The sequence below is a fragment of the Bacteroides sp. LFL-34 genome (assembly GCF_027257075.1).
GTDB lineage: Bacteria > Bacteroidota > Bacteroidia > Bacteroidales > Bacteroidaceae > Bacteroides > Bacteroides ovatus.
Map to the genome: position 1 here is coordinate 25,137 of NZ_JAPQKZ010000042.1, position 23,853 is coordinate 48,989.

Genomic DNA, 23,853 nt, shown 5'->3' on the forward strand with positions numbered 1-23,853 from the left:
CTTATCCGTAGTATGGTATATTATGGCCTAAGATGGAAATTGTTGCAATAAAAAACAAAAAAAGCGTGTTTAAACGTTTTTAATACTATATTTTTTCTAATTTTGTGGCTTTCTGTCCAAGTAGTATATAAAATGGACAGTAAGCCCTTTTTTGTGGGTAAATATTTAGTGGGAAATATTTAGTGGGAAATAAATGATGGTATATGTGATGAGAAATGGTCGCAGGGTAATAGCTGCGTTATCATTTCTGTTATTATGTTGTGGTGTACATGTGCACGCACAACGGGTGGCTGTAAAGACAAATGCATTGGGTTGGCTGACCGCCAGTCCGAATGTAGAAGCAGAATTTGTATTGGGTAGTCATGTCTCCTTGAACATGGGGATTGCTGCGAACCCAATCAGTACAGACAACTTTAAAACGACTTTCACGCATTTTCAGCCTGAAGTTCGTTACTGGCTAAATCGTCCGATGGTGAGTCATTTTCTTGGAATCACCGCTTTCGTGAATAATTTTGATATGATGGTAAAAGATGTGCATCACAAAGGCGATGCATACGCCGCCGGTTTGACCTATGGATACGCATGGGTGCTGGGCGATCATTGGAACATCGAAGCAACTGCCGGAGTGGGTGTGTTGCGCTACCGTCAGTTTAAGTATGATAAGGGTACTCCGAAACCGGGTGCGGTCAACGATAGTAAGACCACCATTGCACCTGTCAAACTGGGGGTATCCTTTGTTTATATTATTCGATAACGAACATTAGCTAGTCAGAAAAGAGAATGAAAATCAATTTGAAACGTGATAGATTAACAGGTATACTTCTCGTGGCGATGATGTTCGTCGGTATGAATGTATCCGCCCAACGGATCCGCGTGCAGGGGCATATCACAAACCCGCAGGGAAAAAGTGTTCCGAATGTAAATGTGTTGAATCCGGTCAATGACGAACGTATAGAAATGTCCGACGAGGATGGTCGTTACAGTGTCTTGGTTGAGAAAAACGGCTCGTTGAAGTTTACATGTGTCGGTTATGAAGACAAAACAGTGAAGGTGGCAGGAAAGCAGATTCTGAATGTAGTATTGAAAGATGCCGTCATCGAACTGGACGAAGTTACGATTACTTCCAAAGTGAAGGACAAAGTGATTCCGGAACCTACGGACATCGAAATCAAAGGTAATTATTTTCATCTGAAAACCCGTGTCCCGGTGCCTAAGGAGATGTTTAACTCACATCGTCGCTTGGTATTGCAGCCTTCCATTTATGATGTGACACTGAAAAAGCGTCTGTTGATGCGTCCTGTTGTATTCGACGGGGATACTTATAATACAACGCAAAATCGAATGTACGATTATGATATGGATAAAGATCCTTTGCACGATTACATCCGTGTGAAAACTACTTCTTCACGCAAGGGGGATATTATTGCTTACCATGATTCTATCTATATAGAATATCTGCAACATGACTACCGTGCAGATGTGCATCTGGCGATGGAAAATTACCGGAATATCATTTATCGTGACTCTTTCTCCATTGCACGCGGAACGGTCAACCCGCTTCGTTTCTTGGAGTATAAATTCTCCGCTTTCAGCCTGACGGACGAGAAATATCTTCCGAAACCCGTGATGCAGTTGCGGGATACGAAAGGTGAGGTAAACTTAACCTTCCTGGTAGGTAAAGCCGACCTGGATGATAAGAATCCACAAAATCAGGTGGAACTGAACCGATTGAATCAGGAATTACGTGCTATTGAGACGAACCCGGATGCCTCTTTGAAGAGTTTTCATATTACGGGGGTGGCTTCGCCGGACGGTTCTTACGCGACGAATCTTCGTCTGGCAAAATTGCGTACGGATAAGGCCCTGGAACGTATACTGGCACAACTGGACCCGGAAACACGTAAACTGTTGGAGGTGAAATCGGATGCATCGGTTGCCTCCTGGAAGGAGGTAGCTGAATTGCTGAAAAAAAACTCCAAGCCGGAACTGGCTAAAGAAGTAGAGGACTTAATCAAACAATATGCAGCTACTCCTTACCGGTTGAATGGGGTCTTGAAATCGAAACCTTTCTACAAGGAACTTGCGGCTACTTATCTGCCTAAATTGAGAAAGGTGCAATATACCTATGGTTATTCAATCTTCCGTTCTTTGACGGACGACGAGATTAGAGAACTTTACAGAAAGAATCCGAAGCAACTGACCCGTTTCGAATATTACCGTATGATTACGACAGCAAAAACTCCCGACGAAAGGGAAAAGTATTGCAGGGAAGCTCTTGAACTTTATGATAACTTTACGTATGCAGCCAATGAACTGGCAGTGGCAACGATACAGAAAGATACTCCGGATTCACGTATTCTCGAACCGTTTGTCAGTAAATCGGCACCGGCGGAGTTATTGTCCAATCAGGCTATTGCCTTGCTGCATGAAGGGAAATATACAAAAGCAGATTCAGTCTTGACCTTGGTTCCCGAAGAAGCGGTTTCTGAAGATTTGCAGGCCATTGTTCAGGCATTGGCCGGTTATTATAATGATGCTTTCGAAAAGGTGGCGGCTACCAGCCCTTTCAATGAGGTGGTGATGCTGCTGGCAATGAAGAAGAATCAGGAAGCATGGGATAAGATTTCTACCATGGATGTAGAGACCGCCCGCGAATATTATATAAAAGCGATTGCCGCCAACCGCCTGGAGAAAATAGGTGATGCGATTATGAGCATTGAGAAGGCCCTTGAACTTGATCCTTCCTTATTGGAAGTAGCGAAGGTGGACGGTGATATTATTGACTTGCTGCCGGAAGAGCAGAAAATTAAATAATGATATATACAACAAGAGTAAACGATGAATATCTTCAGAATCAACAATAAATATGTAGCAGTGGCAATCTTCCTGATGCTTGCTGTTACCTTACAGGCACAGGATTATGGTGCATTGCAATATATGTTACAGAAACGGCCTGCAAATGAAAAGTTCGAGAGCAATAAATTCAATGAACATCTCTTTTTCTCTGCCGGAATAGGGCCATACAGCTTGTTAACAAGTGGAGATAGTCAGGATGGAATGGGAATGACCGCCCATCTCTTTATGGGAAAGTGGATTACTCCGGTTCATGGACTTCGGATAGGGGTGAATTTAGGTTATCTGCCGTCGAGTATCTACGATTCTAAAATAAAAATGGGTGGCGGCAGCCTGGACTATCTGTTGAATATGTCCTCCCTGGCATACGGATACAATGCAAACCGTTGTTTTGAGTTAGTAGGGATTGCAGGTATAGAAGCCGGTTATTCTAAGGTGGGCGACAATAGCGATCGTTCCGAAAAGTATCCGGATTTGAAAGGCGGCGGTCAGCTTTATTACGGCGCTCATCTCGGTTTACAGGGAAATGTACGTCTTTCTTCTACATTGGATTTGTTTGTAGAACCGCGGATCGGATGGTATAATGACGGTTTTGCGTATACGGAAAGTTGGAGAAACTATAAAATGGCTGGTTCGGTTCTGGTAGGTCTGACCTATATGCCTGCTGCTCCGATGGGAACTAAGATTCATTTCGATGATTTCGATAAAAGTTCCTTCCTGAATCATATGTTTATCTCTTTATCCGGTGGTATCAGTACACTGAAAGTTCCGGGAATCAAGAATACGATTAAAGGATTAGGTCCCCAGTTCTCTGCCGGAATCGGTAAATGGTTCAGTCCTTCTTCCGGTCTGCGTTTGTCCGGGACGGTTGGACTTTCAGACACCCCTTCGGGCAGTGCAAGCGGCTACTTTAAACATGTCGATCTGCATGCGGACTATCTGTTGAATATCAATAATGTTCTTTGGGGATATGATGAAGACAGAATATTTAGTCTGATCGGTATTGCCGGAGTTAACCTGGCAGGTACGAAAGGAGTGGATAAAACCGCCAAGTATGCTCCGGGAATAGGAGTCGGTGTGCAAGGAAGTTTCCGTATCAACCGTTCTGTGGATTTATTTATAGAACCTCGCCTCAATGTGTATAATAAGAGATATGCAGGAGGTCGCGGAGTAGGTGGCAATACGGATCAGCTCGGAGAGTTGAATTTTGGTTTGACTTATCATACGATTGACCGTGCGGCACGTCCGAAGAACAGATTCTCAAGCAATCACATCGCAGACAATCTGTTTATGACTTCGGGAATCGGTGTGCAAATGTTCCTGAATAAGACGAATCTTGAAAACCTTGGTTCTTTAGGTCCGCAGGCTTCTGTCTCTATCGGTAAGTGGTTGAGCCCTTATTCCGGTTTGCGCCTGGTGGGTACGGGTGGATTCTTTACGAACTATGTAGTTCCGGGAAGTGTTAAAGCGGGCAAACTTAGACATGCCAGCGTCAGTGGTGGTCTTGATTACTTGTGGAACATAACGTCTACCATGAGTGGATATAATCCCGATCGTATCTTTGATTTAATAGGTTCGGTAGGTGTCAACCTTGCTTATACTTCCAAATCAGACCATAAGTTCCAACCGGGTATTAATGCAGGCATACAGGGATTATGGCATGTGAATGATTTTCTCGGTTTGTACATTGAACCGCAGATTCGCTTGTATGGAGATAAATTCATTGAAGGTAATCTGGGCTTTATGCAGAAAGACGTAATGGTAGGAGTCAATGCAGGTTTCCACTATCGCTTTGTTCCTTATTCAAAAGCAGCCAATCGCAGCGTGTTTGGTCAGGATGACAAGCGTTACTTCATCTCCGGTGCACTTGGATTGGGTAGCTTGCTCGTAGCCAACAAAGATTTGGTGAAGAATGCAGGTGTAGAAGCAAAAGGAAGCATAGGTAAATGGTACACTCCGTTATCTGCATGGCGGGTAAATGGAACAATTATGTACAAGGTCAAAACGTCGTCGAAGATGAATCTTCATTATGCCGGTTTGGGTATGGATTATATGATGAGTCTGGCCACATTGGCAAAAGGATACAGCCCCGACCATGTGATAGATGTTGTTCCTTTTGTGGGAGTTACGGCCGGACTGGTACGCCGTTACGGTAAGTTCCGAGCAGTGCCGGGACTGGATGCCGGTGTGCAGGTAAAGCTGAAAGTGGCTTCTTCTTTGTATCTGTATGCCGAACCTAAAGTCGGTATCCGTACCGATACATACGATGGCTCCGAACAGGGAAGACCTGACCGCGTAGCTTCCATGGTAGGTGGATTATTGTACAGATTCAAGATGCCTACTTTCCAATAAGAAGAAAAATAAGAAATCGAATAAAAAGGGTTGCGCAATACCGGATTAGTGATTGTGCAACCCTTTTTGTATTCCATTTCCAAGAAATTACGGTTACATAAACGTTACATTAATATTACTTCCATTTCTACCTGATAATGAATAAAATGAATCTTTAGAATTCATTTTCTCCCTTGCTATTCTCCTCTACTTTTGCTCCAGAAATTAAAACGAAAACGTATGAAAACGATTACTGAAGCAATATCGAAACAAAGTTCAAACAGAAGATTAGCCGATTTCCTCTTTATTCTATGGGCAGGTGGAGCAGCCCTTCTTTCTTACTCACTGGTTTATACATTGCGCAAACCTTTCACAGCTGCTACTTTTGACGGGATAGAAGCATTCGGCTTTGATTATAAAGTACTGGTTACTATCATTCAGATAGCAGGTTATCTGATAGCCAAGTTTATAGGTATCAAGTTGATTTCCGAATTGAAGAGAGAGAATCGCCTGAAGTTTATACTCGTTTCCATTGCCGTAGCGGAATTGTCATTGGTTGCGTTCGGAGCACTTCCCACTCCTTATAATATGTTTGCCATGTTCTTCAATGGATTGTCATTGGGCTGTATGTGGGGAGTTATTTTCAGTTTTATCGAAGGTCGCCGCACTACGGATATTTTGGCCAGTCTTTTAGGAATCAGTATTGTTATCAGTTCGGGAACGGCAAAATCCATCGGATTGTTCGTTATGAATACATTGAACGTCAGCGAATTTTGGATGCCGGCACTTATCGGTGCTTTTGCACTTCCTTTATTGGCTCTTTTGGGATATAGCTTAACCCGTTTGCCACAACCTACGGCACAAGATATAGAACAAAAGAGTAGTCGTGTAACTCTGAATGGCAAGCAACGGAAAGAACTGTTCATCGACTTTATGCCATTTCTTGTATTATTGTTTGTAGCTAACCTAATGTTGGTAGTGCTTAGAGATATTAAGGAAGATTTCCTGGTGAAGATTATTGATATGAACGGACAGTCCTCATGGATGTTTGCGCAGGTAGATACAGTCGTTACATTAATAATTCTGGCGTTATTCGGAGCGATGGTCTTTGTGAAAAGTAACATAAAAGTTTTGGTTGCCCTGCTGGGATTGGTCGTACTTGGGACAGCCACCATGAGTTTTATATCTTTCAATTATGATTCTCTGCAATTGGATGCAATCACCTGGCTGTTTGTCCAAAGTCTCTGTCTGTATATTGCCTACCTCTGTTTTCAAAGCATTTTTTTCGACCGCTTCATCGCTTGTTTCAAGATAAAAGGAAATGTCGGTTTCTTCATTGTGACCATTGATTTTATCGGATATACGGGAACTGTACTTGTCTTGATGTTCAAAGAATTTGCCCATGTAGACATAAACTGGTTGGAATTTTATAATATATTATCCGGTTACGTAGGACTGATCTGTACGGTTGCTTTCACCTGCTCCATGATTTACCTGATACAGCGCTATAAAAAAGAGAAACAGCTGAAGAAAGCGAAAGAAGCCGAAATGAGCAACGGGATAAAATTTACGGGAGAAGGTATGGAGCCAACTACTTTTTCACAAATTTGATAAAAGGTGGACGATGAAAATAATAGGACTATATTTGAAATTCTCCTTCCTTCTATCTCTAATACTAACGACTTCCCGGATAACGGCACAGAATCTGCCCGATGGCATACAATATAAAATCACCGGGCGTCTATTAATGGATGGAGGAGTGTATCTGAAGAATCCGAATAACTTTGGCAACGGCACGGAATTTAATGACCTTCGCATCGGTGTAAAAGCTACCTATCAGAACTGGGGAATGAAACTGGAAATGGGATATGCCGGAAACAAAGTAGCCATCAAAGATGCTTTTGCCACCTATTCCTATAAGAATAGTTCCATTCAGATAGGACAATTCTATGAGCCATTCAGTCTCGATATGATTTGTAGTACATTTGATCTTCGCTTCAACCAATCTCCGGGAGCTGTGCTGGCATTGACAAATAGCCGACGTATGGGAGTAGCCTATTCCTATCGTACCCAATATTACTATCTGTGTGGCGGATTCTTTACCGATAATGATTTGAGCAACCTGAAAAACGCATCGCAAGGATATGCCATTGACGGACGTTTGGTTTACCGTCCACTTTATGAGCAAGCGAAACTGATACATATAGGATTAGCAGCTATCCATCGTACACCGGACGGCACGCTTCCCGAAGATGAGAACAGGAATACGTTTACTTATAAATCTCCGGGCGTGAGCACGATTGATAATCGTACATTAATACAAGCAGATGTAGATCATGCAGCATCCCAATTTAAAATAGGAACCGAACTGCTAATTTACTATCATAAATTCTTTCTTCAGGGTGAATACATCCGCGCCCATGTAAAACGGGAAAAGGGTTTTGAGAACTATACGGCACAAGGAGCTTATCTGCAATGTTCCTGGCTATTGTTGGGACAGAATTATCTGTATGACGAAGAAGTAGCCTGTCCCGGAAGACCGGAAGGAAAAGCACTTGAACTATGTGCCCGTTTCAATTATCTCTCTCTGAATGATGCCGGAATAAAAGGCGGAACACAGAAAGACCTCTCCTTCGGATTGAATTACTATATCAATAAACACATTGCTGTCAAATTGAATTATAGCTACTTCATCCCCGGCTCGCATATCAAAGAGATCGAAAGCACAAACTTTAGTGTAGTACAGGGACGTTTTCAATTCATATTCTAGTACTTGGCAGTTCCGTTCGAATAAAGCTATAATAAAGAATAGGAAGGTGTATTGTATACTAGTTTTACTAAATGTTTCAAAGACATATCGAGAGCACTGCCGACTCAATATGCAGAACCGTATGTAAAAAGTAAAAAATAAGAAGACAGAAAAAACTGGAATGTTCTAGGTAAATCTCCTTTATTGTTCGTAATAGACAATAAAGGAGATTTTTTGCATTGGTTATTTTTTCTATAGTTTCTGTTACCAGTTTGCCAACCTGGGTGGAATAGAAAGTATAGTTTTAGAAAGAACTTCAATAAACAGAATAATTAAAATATAACATAGTTTAGTGATATGAATATAGTAGGAGTTTTATCAGGTAAAAGAAAATGTTTGTTAGCAATAGCTATTGCATTTTCGACATTCGGGAATGCCCAATTAGTAACCTATCCGGAAGGATTGAACACTGGTATGCCACATAATGATGATTATACAGTCAAAGTACGTGAAGCAGGCGGTGAATGGAAAGATGTATTCGAATATGAAGTCCAAGTAGATATGGATCGGGTACAATCTGCTTCAATGGTACAGTTTGATATAGGCAGTCCCGTAGAAGTGATGGTGAAAAAGAACAATGGCACCATTCAGGATGTGAAAATCCGTCCGTTAGCAATAGGTATACAACATACGGTAAACCACAATGCTATCTTTTTTACACTCACTAGACCTCAATGCCTGTCGATTGAGTTTAACGGTGATCGTTTGCATAATCTTCATTTGTTTGCTAATCCTTTGGAAACAGAAACTTATACTGAAAGCAGTGACAAAGTAATGTATTTCGGACCGGGTGTCCATCGTCCGAAAGATTTGCCGAACACACAGATACAGATTCCTTCCAATACTACTGTTTATTTAGCTCCCGGAGCTGTTGTAAAAGCTAAATTATTGATTGACAAAGCTGAAAATGTACGCATTGTCGGGCGTGGTATTCTCGACCATCCGATCCGTGGAATAGAAGTTACTCATTCTAAAAATATATGGATTGACGGTATTACAGTTATAAATCCAGATCACTATACAGTATTTGGTGGTGAGTCTACAGGGTTGACCATCAATAATTTAAAGTCTTTTAGTTGTAAAGGATGGAGTGATGGCATAGATCTGATGTGTTGCAGTGACGTATTAATAGACAATGTTTTTATGCGGAACAGTGATGATTGTATTGCCATCTATGCCCATCGCTGGAACTATTACGGAGGAAGTCGTAACGTGACTTTACAGAATTCAATCCTTTGGGCGGATATTGCTCATCCGATCAACATTGGAGGACACGGTAACCCGGACGATAAGGCTGGAGAGATTCTTGAGAATATAACTGTCCGTAATGTCGATATTCTGGAACATGATGAAGATGATCTTCTTTATCAGGGCTGTATGGCAGTGGATTGCGGTGATAAAAACTTGGTACGCAAGGCATTATTTGAGGATATCCGTGTAGAGAATATCCAGGAGGGAAGATTGTTTCATATTAATGTTCGTTTCAATTCAAAGTATGATAAGCAACCCGGCCGGGGAATTGAAGATATTATTTTTCGGAATATCATTTATAATGGAGTAGGGGAGAATCCATCTCTATTGAAAGGGTTTGATAAAGAACGTTCCGTCAAGAATATCATCTTCGATAATGTGATTATCAACGGCATGAAGATGAAAAATATAGATGATTTTATCACGAATGAATACATAAAGAATATCACAGTCAAATAGCATAATCTGGTATATGAAGTATGAATGGAAAAATCTCTTTGTATTAGGTGCAAACTTCTTTTCTTCTAATATCAAACTTTCTTTAGGTTAAACATAAACTATAAATGCAAGTTTCATTTATATAATTAGAACTTGCAATTATATAAATGAAACTTTCGTTTTTATAATCAAAGCTTGCAATTATAGATTTCTATTAGATAAGAGTAACTTTAGTATTAGAAGGAAAGAACTTTGCAATAGGAAGATAATAACTTATCTATTAATAGATGAGAGCAAAGCTGCACTGGAATCAGAATTAAGGAGTCTGGAAGAGAACCATGAGTATAAATACAAGAGTTTTATTCCCGGGTTTATGCTAATCAAAGTAAATGTTTCATTCACTTTGAACTCCTTTTTATTACTAAATACTATCTTTGCTTATCACTTGTATAAAAAACGAATCGCACTATGATTAACAAAATTATATGGATTATTGGGATTGTATGGATTGGGAATATTCAAAATGGAGTGCAAGCGCAACGACGTAACTTTATCCATCCCGGAATCACCTATACCCAAGGTGATTTAGACCGGATGAAAGCTATGGTCAAGGCGAAACATGAGCCTTATTATTCTACTTTTCTGAAATTAAAGGAATCTCCCTATTCTTCACTCAATACGCAAGTTATCAATCGGGAAAACAAATCAGAGAAGGACGTTTTAATGCTACTATCGGAGTAGATGGCAGGCGGGCACATGACTTAGCATTGCTTTGGCATCTGACGGGCGATGAGGCTTATGCCCGTAAAGCGGTCGAATATCTGAATGCTAATTCTTATTATACCAATACAAGTAGTCGTGGAACAGGACCATTAGATAACGGAAAGATTTACCTTTTAATTGATGCCGCCGAATTAATGCGTGATTATTCCGGTTGGAAAGTAGAAGACCAGCAACGTTTTAAAAATATGTTGGTCTATCCTGGATATAGCAATACGGAAGATTTCTCTTCCAAATATGCAAATTACTGGGATGATTCAAAGAACGGAGTTACATTCTATTGGAATATTTTTAATTTCGATGCCGCAAGGTTTGGTAATCAAGGACTTTTCGCTGCTCGTGGAATGATGGCAATGGGGATTTACTTAGATAACGAAGTAATGTATGACCGTGCTTACCGTTATTTATTGGGAATGAAGCATCGACCGGATGATTTACCTTATCCTTCAGGACCGACGGTCACTAGCAAAGAACCGATTAAGAAATCACCAACCATGCTTGATTATAAATTGGAAGGAAGAGAAAACAAGATTTCAGATTATGGATACGATGAACAGCTACAGTATTATATCTATCCAAACGGTCAATGTCAGGAGTCGAGTCGCGACCAGGGATATGTATTGGCAGGTATCCACAATTATGTAGCTATCGCAGAAATGGCATGGAATCAGGGAGATTCTTTGTATAATTGTCTCAATAACCGTTTGCTTCTTGGTTTGGAATGGAACTATCGTTATAACCTCTCTAAAGTCCAGACCTATGAAGAGCAAAAAGAGCCTTGGGAACCGACAAGTTATAGTAAGAATTCAAATGAAGTTACCTTTGAGAACGGAAAATTTCTCCAGATAAAAAGCCGTAGTGGACGTTGGGAATCCGTAGCCGTATCTCCTCACGGACGTGGAGACGTAGCAGGTAGTGGCGGAACTCGTGAAATGGCATTGGCGCATTATGCAGTACGTGCTGGATTGCCGGAGAACAACTATACCTGGTTGAAACGTTACCGTGATTATATGATAGAACATCACGGTTGCGAAAACTGGGGGATAGCACCCAACTGGTTTTATGAATGGACTGGCTGGGGAACATTGACCAAGCGATTGACTCCCTGGATGGCAGGCGATCCCGTTTCTTTCTCTACGGGAAAGCGTGTATCAGGAATTCATTTGCTACCTAGTGAAATATCGGCTGCCGATTACGATTATTATTGTCTTGCGGAAGATCCCGAAGGGCATACCTATCACAATGTAGGAAAGAAACGTGGCAACGAATACAGACCTGACGGAGCAGTAGAGCTACGAAAAGAAGAAGATAATTACGTCGTTACCCAAATAGAAGATGGAGAATGGATGAATTATACTGTAAGTATTCCTACCGATGGAGATTATACCGTTTATCTTGTTTATCAATCAAAAGGAAATTCTTTATTGTCCGTAGCTTCTGATTCAGAAGTAAAGACAGAACCCATGCAATTACCCAGTTCTATACAATGGACGGAAAGAGAAATAGGAAAACTCACTCTTCCCGCAGGAGCTTGTGTACTTCGTTTACAGATAGAGCAAGCCGGAGATAAACTCGAAATTCAGAAAATAATAGTAAAGTAGGATAAGGGGATTTGATTCTTCGTTCGTACTTAATAATAGTACTACAAAAAAAGATGGCCATGAAAATTCGAATATGTTTGTTAATCATACTAATGGGATTATTGTATCCGGGTTATATTAGCTCGCAAGAATCCCCTTATGTATTCCGCCAGATTGGAGTTGTCGAAGGATTACCGGATAACTATGTAAAAAGCGTTTTCCCCATTCCCGACGGACGTATCGGTGTGCGAAGTACTGTGTTATTAAGCCTGTATGATGGTGCGAACTATTCAAATTTCCCTTTCAATATTCATGGCGAATATTCGATAGCATATAACCATATTATTCCCGAACAATATATTGATGCCGACAAACGTTTGTGGATGAAAGAACGCAAGAGCCTACGCGTCTTCGATTTGACTACCGAACAGTACATCTATAACGTAGATTCTTTATTTCAACAATTCGGCTTAAAGGATAAAGTGGCGGACCTGATTATTGATTCAGAGAAACATTGTTGGTTTCTGACGCCGGGTTCCTCTGTCTATATGTACGATGCAGAGACAAAATCAATCGAACAGGTTTGTAGGAATGATGAGTTTATGGAATACTATGGAGGATTACTCGGAGTAGAAAGTCATGGAAAATACAGTTGGATGGTTCATCAGAAAGGGGCTATCCGTTGCTACGATTTAGAAAAGAAACGTTTCGTGCATCAACTTGATTTCCTGAAAGACCAACTGAAACCGGATGACCGTGTGGTTTTGAAGATACTCGATAATGGTGACTTTTGGTTGATGTGGGATCGTGGAGTAGGCTATTATGATGTCTATAATAAAAAATGGAACCAAATTTCAGGTATCCAACTCGGACACTATTCATGGTTTACTTCTATGGATGTGGATAAAGGTGGAAATGCATGGGTAGGAACCGTTATCGATGGATTCTATGTCATTGATATGCACAATTTCTCTGTAACCCGGACACTGGATATTCCTTTATTATCAGGTAATACAGTACGAAACGGTATTCAAAGCATCTATTGCGACCGGGAAAATAATTCCGTTTGGATAGGACTTTATAATCAGGGAATGTGTTATTATCATCCCAGCATGAATAAAATAGTGCTGTACAATAAGAAGATGATAAATGGCGACTGGAAAGGAGAGGAAATCCGCTGTATGCTCGAAACATCTAAAGGAGAAATTCTGATGGGTACTACGCAGGGTGTCTATCGCTATGAACCGGAGACTAAAAGCATGAACAGATTCTATCATGAATTCAGTCAGAAGAATTGCCGTGTACTTTATGAGGACAGCAAGAAGCGTGTTTGGGTCGGAACATACCACGATGGGCTCTACTGCATAGATCATGGAAAGGTACAATCTTACGATTATCCCGATACGGATTATCAGAATGAATTGGATTTCAGTAATATCCGTGTCATGGTCGAAGATTCTTCCGGTCGATTGTGGGTAAGTATATATGGTGGTGTAGGATTATTCAATCCTGAAAACGGGCAAATAAACTTATTGTCCGAACAGTTTCCCGAACTCAAAAAATATAAAGTAGCGAATGCATTGGCCATAGATAATCAATCCCGGTTGGTCGTAGGCAGTGATAACGGACTCTACATTTACGATCCTGCAACGAATAAAATATGGATACCGGAGGAAGACGGCCAGGCTAATTCTATTTTCAATCAGGGAAGTATCAAGTATAATCAGATACTCAAAGACCATGAGGGAACTTTATGGTTTGCTACACAATATGGCTTGAGCGTTTTGACTTACAATGGGCAAAGCTACACATTAGGGAAAGAAGAAGGTCTGTCTAAAGCTATCCTGAACGTAGTGGAAGATAAGAACCATGATATATGGATTTCGACAGTCACTTCTATTTATAAGATAAAAGTAGACAGAAGAGCAGATAAATACAGCTTTCATGTAATCAGCTGTCTGTCGGAAGATGAAATCCGTCAGGATGATTTATATAGTTTCCCTTCGTTAATGACCAGGGACAATCAGCTTTTCCTGGGGCTGATGAACGGCTTTATTGCTTTCTCACCAGAAAACATGATAGATAATCAGTGCCTCAATCGTCCTCTGTTTACCTCATTCCGCTTGTTTAATGTTCCGGTTGTTTCGGGCGAAATATATAACGGACGTGTCTTATTTGATAAAGCATTAAGTTATTCGGACGAAGTACAATTAAAATATGATGAGAACTATATCACACTTGAGTTTTCTGGTCTGAACTTCCCTAATCCTTCTCAAACCTCTTTCCGTTACCAACTGGAAGGATTTGACAAAGAATGGACGGAAACCCTTTTTGAGAATGGACAAGGACGTGTGGTCTATAATAATCTCCCTTCGGGCGAATACATCTTCCGTGTGTCCGCTGCCGGAAACGACCGGATATGGGGACCGGAGTCTGCATTCAAAATTGTAATTCATCCCCCATTCTGGGATACACTGGCCGCTCGTATTTTCTATGCAATTTTAGTTATTCTCTTAATCTTCGGGCTGATCTACGTAATAAACCGCCGCAACCGGCAGAAGATGATTCGTATGCAAGAAGAGGAAGCGTTGAAGCAGAAAGAAGAACTGGATCAGATGAAATTCCGCTTCTTCACAAATATAAGCCATGAACTCCGCACTCCGCTGACATTGATTATCACGCCATTAGACATGGTGATACGTCGATTGACAGACGATGCGATGAAAAAGCAACTGAATACCATCTATAAGAATGCTCAAAACCTATTGTCATTGGTGAATCAGCTACTCGATTTCCGCAAACTGGAAATGAAAGGAGAGAGGTTGCATCTGATGAACGGCGATATGGAGGAATTTATTGTTTCTGCCTATAACAACTTCATGCCAATGGCAGTAGAGAAGCACCTTAACTTTGTGAACCAATCTGAACATAGAGCGCTTTATATGTTCTTCGACCGGGATAAGGTACATAAGATTATGAATAATCTCTTGTCCAACGCCTTCAAATATACACCGCAGGGAGGCACAGTGAACTTACAGCTCGCGACAGAAGAGATAGAAGAAAGAAACTACGTGAGAATATCCGTATCTGATACTGGAATCGGAATATCCGAATCAGACCTTCCTTATATCTTTGACCGTTTCTATCAGGTAGGAAATGAAGGGGACGAAAAAATAGGCAGTGGCATCGGACTTCATTTGGTAAGGGAATATGTAAATATACATGGTGGCCGTATTAAAGTGGACAGTCAGATAGATCGTGGATCAGTATTCACCGTTTGGTTGCCGATGGACCTGAAACCGGAACCGAACGAACTGCCGGAAGAAATCATCGGAACGGAAACACCAGACATTAAAGAGAAAGAAACCACTACATCTACAGTCGATGATAACCTGAAGAAACTGTTGTTAGTGGAGGACAATCAGGAATTCCGTACTTTCCTGAAAGAACAGTTAGAAGATTTTTATCAAATCATTGAAGCGGCAGACGGCGAGGAAGGAGAGCGAAAAGCGATAGAGGAAAATCCGAACCTGATTATCAGCGATATTATGATGCCGAAAGTAGACGGTATCGAACTTTGCCGTCGGATCAAGACGAACGTGCAGACTTCCCATATACCTGTGATATTATTGACAGCCCGTACTGCCGATGATATCAAGATTAACAGCTATGAAGTAGGAGCAGACTCTTATATGTCGAAACCTTTCAACTTTGATATGCTGATGGTACGCATTGAAAAGCTGATAGAGCAGCAGGAAAAGAGAAAACAGGAATTCCGTAAAAACATAGAAGTAAATCCGAGTGCTATCACCATTACTTCAGTAGACGAACAGCTCATACAGAAGTGTCTGGAATACATAGAAAAGAACATGGACAATCCGGAATATGGCGTAGAAGAATTGAGTGGCGATTTGGGTATGGTGCGTATGAGCCTTTACCGCAAGCTGCAATCCATCACCGGACACACACCGACAGACTTTATTCGCAGCATCCGTTTGAAACGGGCGGCACAATTATTACAAGGAAGTCAGTTGCCGATTGTTGAAATAGCGAACCGGGTAGGATTCAGTTCACCCAGCTATTTCTCGAAGTGTTTTAGAGAAATGTTCGGGATGCTTCCCAAGCAATATGCCGAGGAATCGGGAAGAAAAGAATGACATTGTGTTTGTGTTTGTAGTTTAATTATTACATTTGCGCTCAATAAGTGAGATAATTGTAAGATCTTGTTCACATTGGAGCAGAAAAAGTTTTATTTTATAATATATGTTGATATGAAAGTATTAGTTTTAATTTCATTGGTAGGAGGTTTGATGTTATCTTCTTGCGGAGGTAGCAGTTCAAAAAATAATGCAAATGTTAAGGAGGTAAATCCTGCAGATACCATCTATTTGGGAGACTTACGTGAAAAATTTGCAAATGATAGTGTTTTCTTTAAAATAGTGGCACCGGATTTGATGTTGATGGATTATCAGTATCTTTGGGCAGTAACAGAATCGGAAGCAGTAGAGAAAGGACTGACAAAAGAATACTATAAACGTGTGAAGAAAGAAATCAGCGATACGAATGAAGCGATCAAAAGAGGTGTGATGAAAGGTGCGAACGTAAAACGTATACCGGATTTCCAGGCATCACAGGAAAATAAATAATGAATCCTTCCGGATGAAAGCTTTCATCCATGCAAATATAAGAACAGGGGAGTCGTCAAATGTAACGACATCCCCTTTTTTATTGGTGTAACGGTTAGATTTATCCCGATGAAATGGGAAGTTTTTGCAAAAATACACGCTTGTTACGATAGTTTTGTTATCTGTTACTTTTGTGGTATTTGAATTTGAAACTTGTTCCTACTTTTGTATCATCGTTAAACGGATAAATTTAATGCCATGAATAAACAGCAAGCTACATTTGACGACTTCTTCTCTGAATGCTATCTTAAATATAAGGAGTATATCAAGAACTATATCGCTATCCGCATTTGCCATCCGCATGAAGCGGAAGATTTGGCACAGGATGTCTTTGTCCGCTTATGGGAACACAGGGCATTCGTGAACAAAGATACAGTCTGGTCTTTGCTTTTTACCATCGCTCGCAATATAGTAACCGATAAAATCCGTCGTTATTATAAACAGGAAGATTTCGTCGCCTACATATATAATAGGATGGAAGACACCAGTCGGAATACCACAGAAGATACCATTCATTTTCGTGAACTAAAGAAGATGCATGACCTGGTTATGGAAGCTCTTCCTGTTAAACGCCGTCAGATTTATGAACTTAGTTTCAATCATGAACTCTCTTGTCCTGCCATTGCAGGAAAGCTGTCCTTATCTCCCCGTACAGTAGAATGTCAATTATTACTGGCTCGTAAAACGGTTCGTACTTATTTGAAAAATGAATTCTCCAAAGTCGGTTAAATACCAGATTCGGAAAAACACATATTAACTTTAACAATTTAATAGTATTATGGAAATTAAATCCAAATTCTTATGTTCAAAAGGAGTCGCATTGGCTTTCGCCATGCTGCTGGGTGGTTCGCCCGGTGTATTGCTCTATGCAAATGATTCTGTAGAAGAGAGTTTGATGGTAGTCCAGACGGGCCGCATCATCAAAGGACTTGTGACAGATGCGAATGGTGAACCACTGATTGGTTGTAATGTAGTGGTCATAGGAAGCAATGCAGGAGTAATTACCGATATTGACGGTCGGTTTACGCTGAATATTCCTGCTGATGCCAAACAGATAAAAGTTAGCTATATCGGATATGTAGATCAGATTATTAACCTTCATGGCCGCTCTGATTTTAAAGTGGTATTAAAGGAAGATAATAATGCACTGGACGAGGTTGTTGTAGTGGGTTATGGCACGCAGAAAAAAGCGACGTTGACAGGGGCGGTAGAACAAATTGGTAGCCAGGTATTGGAAAGTCGTGCCATTACCAATGTCGGTGCTGCTCTGCAAGGAGCCACTCCGGGTTTGGTAGTCACTCGTTCTTCCTCACGTCCGGGTAATGAAGGTTTAAATTTCCAGATTCGTGGTCTGACATCTGTCAATGGCGGTAGTCCGTTGATTATTGTGGATGGAGTACCCGTATTGAATTCAGAGTCATTCCAAAATCTAAACTCGGATGATATTGAGAATATTAGTGTATTGAAAGACGGTTCAGCTTCCATTTATGGGGCGAAAGCAGCTAATGGCGTTATCTTGGTTACTACCAAAAAAGGTAAAGGCAAGACAACGGTTGATTATGGCTTCAATATGCGTTTCACTACCAATGGTATTATGGCTTTCTCTCCCAGTATGCAGGAATATGCTTCCATGTGGCTGGAAGCCAATAAAGAAATGCCGGAACATGACTGGTGGGGCTGGGGAGAAGAAAACCTGAAGAAGATGGCTCAAGGCATTGAAGGTATTTATGAGTCGACTGTAGCCGATTGGGGTACGATGTTCGTTGGTAATGCCAATCGCCTGGATGAATTGTTTGCCCGCCGTTATTCTTACCAGCATAACTTGAGTGTAGCAGGTTCTACGGATAAATCCGATTACCGCATTTCATTAGCTTATGCTGATAACCAGGCTAATCTGGCTACAGCCTATGACGGACAGAAACAGTTGAACTTGCGCTTAAACTACGGCATCAAATTGACTGATTGGTTCAAACTGGAGACTTTAGCCAGTATGATTAAAACAAATACCGAAACACCCACACATGGTATCGACCGTACACTTTACGGAAACGATGCTCCGTTTTTCCCGGCAAAAAATCCCTATGGACAATGGTACGCTAACTTCGGTAATGTAGGTGATCGCAATGCGGCAGCAGCTACAACGGATGGTGGACGTGACGAGAGAGAGAAGTTGACTACTCGTGTCGATTTTAAAGCATTGGTGGATATTTGGAAAGGAATCACTTTCGAGGGTACTGCTTCATTTCAAAATGAGGAATATCGCAGAGAACGCTATTCGCTTCCGGTACAGTGTTACAATTGGTTCGGCGAGCAGACGGCGAAGTTAGTATATGAAACAACACAAACCCTTAGTACTCCGCAAGATGTGCTGAATTTTAAAGATTCCCATCAGCCGGGATATTTGGTACAGGCAAATAATGCCCGGTATCAGTACTATTCAGGGTTATTGAAATATAAGCGTACATTTGCCGAAGTACATAATATAGATGCTATGTTCGGCATCAATGCCGAGAAATGGGTGACTAAGAAAGTTGTTACCGCCCGTGAGAAGTTTGAGGATGCCGGAATTTACGATTTGAATTTGGCTACGGGTACACAGGGTAACGGTGGAGGAAAGACTCATAATGGTACCTATTCATATATTGCCCGTTTGAATTATAACTATGCGGAAAAATATATGGTTGAATTGATGGGGCGTCGTGACGGAAATTCCAAGTTTGCTCCCGGTTATCGTTTCAAAAGCTTTGGTTCTGTCTCTTTGGGATGGGCATTCTCGGAAGAACAATTTGTAGAATTTTTAAAACCTGTTCTTTCTTTTGGTAAGTTGCGTTTAAGTTACGGTAGTTCGGGTAATGATGTCGGGCTGGGTGATTACGATTATGTGTCTACTGTCTCTCTTGGAACAGCCGGTTTTGGAACTATACCTGCCAATCAGGTATCTTCAGGTTTTGGCGGTTTAATTTCTTATGACCGTACTTGGGAGAAAGTTTCACAGAAAAACTTTGGTATCGATCTTAACTTTTTCGATAATCGTTTGAAAGCTACATTCGATTATTTTATAAAAGATAATACCGGTATGTTGGTAAATGTCACATATCCGGGTGTTTTAGGAGGTAAAGCTCCTAAAACGAATAGTGGTCATTTGAATGTAAAAGGTTGGGAATTCACTATTGGATGGCGCGATCAGATTAAAGACTTTTCTTACTATGCCAACTTTAATATTGGTGATACAAAGAGTCTGTTGAAAGAGATGGAAGGAGCAGATTCTTATGGGGCTGGTTGGAATGCAGCCGTGAATGGGTATCCATTGAATTCGTACTTCCTTTATCGCACAGATGGTTACTTTAAAGATCAGGCAGAAGTAGACCGCTATTATGCACTCTATGGAGAGGGTAAAGAAGATTTGACTGGTGTAGGAGCAGGAAGTGCAAGCCGGTTGCGTCCGGGTGATACCAAACGTTTGGATTTGAATGGTGATTATAAGATTTCCGGTGCAGGGAATGAGAATAGCGATTTGCAATATCTCGGTGACTCCAATCCACATTTTGTTTTCGGTTTCACACTGGGAGGATCATGGAAAGGTATTGATGTGAACGCAATGTTCCAAGGTGTCGGCAAGCAGTATGTTATCCGTAATGACTGGATGGCTTATCCTTTTCAAACACGTACTGCCAATCAGAACCCGACATATTTGGGAAAGACATGGACAGAGAGCAATCCGAATGCTGAATTCCCTCGCTTGACTACCAATGCGAATCTCGCACGCTGGAATTATCAGAATAACGACTTTATGATGCAGAATAACCGCTATATCCGTTTGAAAACATTAATAGTCGGCTACACATTGCCGCAGATATGGACTCGCAAGGTGAAACTGGAAAAAGTACGTGTTTACTTCTCTGGTAATGATTTATGGGAAGCTACCAGTATTCGAGACGGTTTCGACCCGGAAATGGGAGCAGCCTCCAACAACAGTGGATACCCGTTTGCACGTACTTGGTCGTTCGGTCTGAACATCACTTTATAGTAGCTATGGAAAATTAAATACAGAATAGAAGATATGAAAAAGATAACGAACTATATATTAATTTGCACCTGCGCATTGGGATTTTCTTCATGCGTGAATACGTTCCTTGACTTGGAACCACTGGATGCCAAGACAGATGTGATTTATTTCAAAACTCCGGAGCATTTCCGTGAATATGCTAACGGGCTTTACGGGCAATTATTGGGATGGCAGTCTTCCTATGGAAGTATATTCGATCACATGGATGCGGCATCCGATCTTTCTACTTGTTTCAGATATTCGTATGGTGTGGGGACCGGTGTGATGGGAGTTCCTAATGACGATAGCCGTTGGGGTAATTGCTATGGTAATATTCGTGCCACTAATCACATGTTTGAAAGAGCAGTTTCTTCCTATACAGGTAATTTAGCGGATATTAAAAAAGAATTAGCCGAAGGTCATTTTTTCCGTGCCTATAACTATTTTTACTTATTGAAGTTTTTTGGTGGAGTGCCTGTCGTTACGAAAGTTCTCGACGTGACTTCACCGGAGTTATATGGAAAACGTAACAGCCGTTATGAGGTTGTCAACTTGATTCTCTCCGATTTGGATGAGGCTATTGCTGGGTTGCCGTTGGAACAGAATATAACCTCTGCCGACAAAGGTAAAATCAGCAAACAGGCTGCACAGGCATTTAAGGCTCGCGTGTTACTTTATGAAGCTACCTGGCGTAAGTACAATGGTACTTCTACTGATTTTGAAGGTTCTGCCGGTCCGGCTTCCGATCAGGTAAATGCTTTTCTGGAAGAATCCGTTCAATTATCCGAAACAGTGATGGGAGATGCTGCTTATTCCCTTTGGAATTATAACAATGTTGCAGCTATGAGAAATATGAGCAATCGTTACCTGTTTAATATTGAAGAAGAAGCCAGTAATCCTGCCGGTGCCGGAAGAGCGACGAACAAGGAATTTATCATCGCTTCTGTATATAGTCAGGAAACGCGTAAAGGACAGGTAGATTTGAATCAGGTGATTTATACGGATATGCGTCCCAGCCGGAAATTGATTGATATGTTTTTATGCACTGACGGGCTTCCGGTCAGCATGTCTGATAAGTTCCAGGGATATAAGAATCCGGGGGACGAGTTTCAGAATCGGGATTTCCGTTTGACTTCTTATATAGGTTCATATGCTACGAGCCTGACAGTTGAGAACTGTGGGTATGGTGTTTCCAAGTTTGCTATTACCGATATTCAACGCCAAAGTAAAGATGAATCGGCCAATTATCCGGTACTTCGGTTGGCAGAAGTATACTTGAACTATGCCGAAGCTGTGATGGAACGCTATGGTGAAATATCAGATGACCAGTTGAATAAGTCGATAAATAAAATCCGTGCCCGTGCGGGAATTGCTAACCTAACAAATGCATTGGCAAAGCGAATTCAGGAAGGAGTGCCGGCAAATGCGAGTAAGACAGTCAATCAGGTAATGTTGGATGAGATCCGCCGTGAACGTGCTTTGGAACTCTATATGGAAGGTTTCCGTTGTGACGATCTGAAACGTTGGGGTATTGCGGAGAAGAATCTGAATGAGTCTCGTTGCGGTGCGGTAGTAGGTAATGCCAGCTATCCGACGGCATTTATAGACGAAAACGGGAATGCTACCAGTGCTTTCAATCCGGCTATCTTTACGAAGGGGACGGAAGAAGTGGAAACAGGTAAAGGCAAATTACCTTGTGTAGTGCTCCTCAAATCATCCGACTGCGCATTTACTAAGGGAGATTATTTGTGGGCGATTCCAAGAAATCAAATCAACCTGAATTCAAATCTGGTACAAAATCCGGGATATTAATCATTCAATCGTTTAACGTATAATACCATAGATTATATGAAGTTTTTATTCAAATATACATTTCACTTGGCAATACTTGCTTGTGTTTCCGCACTTTTCTCCGGTTGTGAGCAAGACCCCAAGTATAGAGTTTATGATTATCCTGTGCCAGTAGTGGAGAGCATTTATCCTACGGACGGATATGTCACTACACAGGTAGTTATTACGGGAACCAATTTTGGTGACCGTGCTGAAGCAGTGAAAGTTTTCTTCGGTGAAGCCCAATCCAATAAAGTACTCGATTGCAAAAATAACCGTTTGGTAGTGGAAGTGCCGGAAACTGCAGTAACAGGCAATCTGTCTTTACAGATTTATAATAAAAAGGTGGAGAATATCGGTCATTATACAGTACTGCCTACGCCACGTGTCATTACAGTGACTTCTGATAGTGAAGACGGTGAAGGGGTAGCCGATACGGGAGACAAGGTCACTATAACAGGTGAAAACTTTGGTACGGATCCATCCGATATTTCTGTTAGTTTCAATGGAACGCCGGCCGAATTTGAGCTGGTGGATGAGTCTACTATTGTTGCGACAACTCCTGCTGATTATCAGACAGGTAGTGTGACTGTGACTATTCACGGATATACAATGACAGGTGGTGCAATGTTCAATCCTAACTCGAAGGGTGATGTGACAGTGCTTTATCTTCAAAACTATAAGCAGCCGTTTGCCAAGGCAAATGATGAAAGTTGGAAGAACGGTGAATGGTGGACTCCGGCAGTGTGGAATCAAAATGCAGCATCGTTCAATGCAAAAGGCAATACGACTGTTTCCGGAATGCAATATAAATCAGAAGAAGGCTTAACGTTAGCATTCCAGAATGGATGGGATAAAGAAGCTTATACGAATGGGAAAATGTGGCAGGTTGCTACGCTCCGTCCTGGTAAATACAGACTGGAAGTCACTTATGCATATACATTGGTAGTTACTGATGCGGGGAACTTTATTTCCGTATTGATAGCTAAAGGAGATAGTGAAAGTGATATACCGAATGTCGCTGATCTTGAGCAACTAAATGGAGTTTATGTGGCCTATGATAAAATGGGAACAGCGAATGATTCGGGTACGTTGGTTACACCTTCATTTGAAGTGACGGAGACAACGGATGTTGTCATTGGATTCCTGACTTCTCTGGCTAAAGGTAATTCATACTTTAAGGTGACAGAATTGAAATTGATTCTTGAATGATGTGGAAAAAGAAAAAAGAGTAATTCATCGTGATAATAT

The 23,853-nt window shown here is 41.2% G+C and carries 12 protein-coding genes and 1 pseudogene; all 13 read left to right on the forward strand.

Annotated features, from left to right (window positions below; translation table 11 throughout):
* Positions 1-208 precede the first annotated feature (208 nt).
* The 13 genes and pseudogenes from N5O98_RS20970 (at position 209) to N5O98_RS21035 (ending at position 23,814) form a co-directional block, all read left to right on the forward strand.
* Positions 209-754 (forward strand): DUF3575 domain-containing protein, encoded by a 546-nt coding sequence (locus tag N5O98_RS20970; RefSeq protein ID WP_004305849.1) that lies wholly within the window; start codon positions 209-211, stop codon positions 752-754.
* Between the two features lie 26 nt (positions 755-780).
* On the forward strand, positions 781-2,814 hold the full coding sequence (locus N5O98_RS20975; protein ID WP_004310198.1) for a tetratricopeptide repeat protein: 2,034 nt from the start codon (positions 781-783) through the stop codon (positions 2,812-2,814).
* Between the two features lie 24 nt (positions 2,815-2,838).
* Positions 2,839-5,205 (forward strand): hypothetical protein, encoded by a 2,367-nt coding sequence (locus tag N5O98_RS20980; RefSeq protein WP_269496016.1) that lies wholly within the window; start codon positions 2,839-2,841, stop codon positions 5,203-5,205.
* Positions 5,206-5,424: 219 nt separating this feature from the next.
* Positions 5,425-6,795, forward strand: coding sequence for a DUF5690 family protein (locus N5O98_RS20985; RefSeq protein ID WP_004316051.1), 1,371 nt, complete (start codon positions 5,425-5,427; stop codon positions 6,793-6,795).
* Positions 6,796-6,808: 13 nt separating this feature from the next.
* Entirely contained in the window at positions 6,809-7,954 is a 1,146-nt protein-coding gene (locus N5O98_RS20990) for an OprO/OprP family phosphate-selective porin (protein WP_004302334.1), read from the forward strand.
* A gap of 336 nt (positions 7,955-8,290) precedes the next feature.
* Positions 8,291-9,703 (forward strand): glycosyl hydrolase family 28 protein, encoded by a 1,413-nt coding sequence (locus N5O98_RS20995; protein ID WP_004325484.1) that lies wholly within the window; start codon positions 8,291-8,293, stop codon positions 9,701-9,703.
* Positions 9,704-10,150: 447 nt separating this feature from the next.
* Positions 10,151-12,063 (forward strand): annotated as a pseudogene (locus tag N5O98_RS21005) (alginate lyase family protein).
* 59 nt (positions 12,064-12,122) lie between these two features.
* The gene (locus N5O98_RS21010; protein ID WP_004310204.1) at positions 12,123-16,199 is read left to right on the forward strand and encodes a hybrid sensor histidine kinase/response regulator transcription factor; all 4,077 of its coding nucleotides are present in this window, start codon (positions 12,123-12,125) and stop codon (positions 16,197-16,199) included.
* A 114-nt stretch (positions 16,200-16,313) separates the two neighbouring features.
* Positions 16,314-16,688 (forward strand): hypothetical protein, encoded by a 375-nt coding sequence (locus tag N5O98_RS21015; protein WP_008770872.1) that lies wholly within the window; start codon positions 16,314-16,316, stop codon positions 16,686-16,688.
* Positions 16,689-16,925: 237 nt separating this feature from the next.
* On the forward strand, positions 16,926-17,456 hold the full coding sequence (locus N5O98_RS21020; RefSeq protein ID WP_074707762.1) for a sigma-70 family RNA polymerase sigma factor: 531 nt from the start codon (positions 16,926-16,928) through the stop codon (positions 17,454-17,456).
* A 49-nt stretch (positions 17,457-17,505) separates the two neighbouring features.
* Positions 17,506-20,754, forward strand: coding sequence for a SusC/RagA family TonB-linked outer membrane protein (locus N5O98_RS21025; protein ID WP_074707760.1), 3,249 nt, complete (start codon positions 17,506-17,508; stop codon positions 20,752-20,754).
* 33 nt (positions 20,755-20,787) lie between these two features.
* Positions 20,788-22,584, forward strand: a complete 1,797-nt coding sequence (locus N5O98_RS21030; RefSeq protein ID WP_004305870.1) for a RagB/SusD family nutrient uptake outer membrane protein — start codon at positions 20,788-20,790, stop codon at positions 22,582-22,584.
* Positions 22,585-22,620: 36 nt separating this feature from the next.
* Positions 22,621-23,814: a DUF5013 domain-containing protein gene (locus N5O98_RS21035; RefSeq protein ID WP_004302353.1), complete on the forward strand. Its 1,194-nt coding sequence runs from the start codon at positions 22,621-22,623 to the stop codon at positions 23,812-23,814.
* Positions 23,815-23,853: the final 39 nt, after the last annotated feature.

What these genes read in the sequence shown, in the direction of transcription:
- N5O98_RS20990 (WP_004302334.1), top strand. Translation starts at nt 6,809, where the DNA reads ATGAAAATAATAGGACTATATTTGAAATTCTCCTTCCTTCTATCTCTA.
- N5O98_RS21035 (WP_004302353.1), top strand. Translation starts at nt 22,621, where the DNA reads ATGAAGTTTTTATTCAAATATACATTTCACTTGGCAATACTTGCTTGT.
- N5O98_RS21010 (WP_004310204.1), top strand. Translation starts at nt 12,123, where the DNA reads ATGAAAATTCGAATATGTTTGTTAATCATACTAATGGGATTATTGTAT.
- N5O98_RS20985 (WP_004316051.1), top strand. Translation starts at nt 5,425, where the DNA reads ATGAAAACGATTACTGAAGCAATATCGAAACAAAGTTCAAACAGAAGA.
- N5O98_RS21025 (WP_074707760.1), top strand. Translation starts at nt 17,506, where the DNA reads ATGGAAATTAAATCCAAATTCTTATGTTCAAAAGGAGTCGCATTGGCT.
- N5O98_RS20970 (WP_004305849.1), top strand. Translation starts at nt 209, where the DNA reads ATGAGAAATGGTCGCAGGGTAATAGCTGCGTTATCATTTCTGTTATTA.
- N5O98_RS20980 (WP_269496016.1), top strand. Translation starts at nt 2,839, where the DNA reads ATGAATATCTTCAGAATCAACAATAAATATGTAGCAGTGGCAATCTTC.
- N5O98_RS20995 (WP_004325484.1), top strand. Translation starts at nt 8,291, where the DNA reads ATGAATATAGTAGGAGTTTTATCAGGTAAAAGAAAATGTTTGTTAGCA.
- N5O98_RS21030 (WP_004305870.1), top strand. Translation starts at nt 20,788, where the DNA reads ATGAAAAAGATAACGAACTATATATTAATTTGCACCTGCGCATTGGGA.
- N5O98_RS20975 (WP_004310198.1), top strand. Translation starts at nt 781, where the DNA reads ATGAAAATCAATTTGAAACGTGATAGATTAACAGGTATACTTCTCGTG.
- N5O98_RS21015 (WP_008770872.1), top strand. Translation starts at nt 16,314, where the DNA reads ATGAAAGTATTAGTTTTAATTTCATTGGTAGGAGGTTTGATGTTATCT.
- N5O98_RS21020 (WP_074707762.1), top strand. Translation starts at nt 16,926, where the DNA reads ATGAATAAACAGCAAGCTACATTTGACGACTTCTTCTCTGAATGCTAT.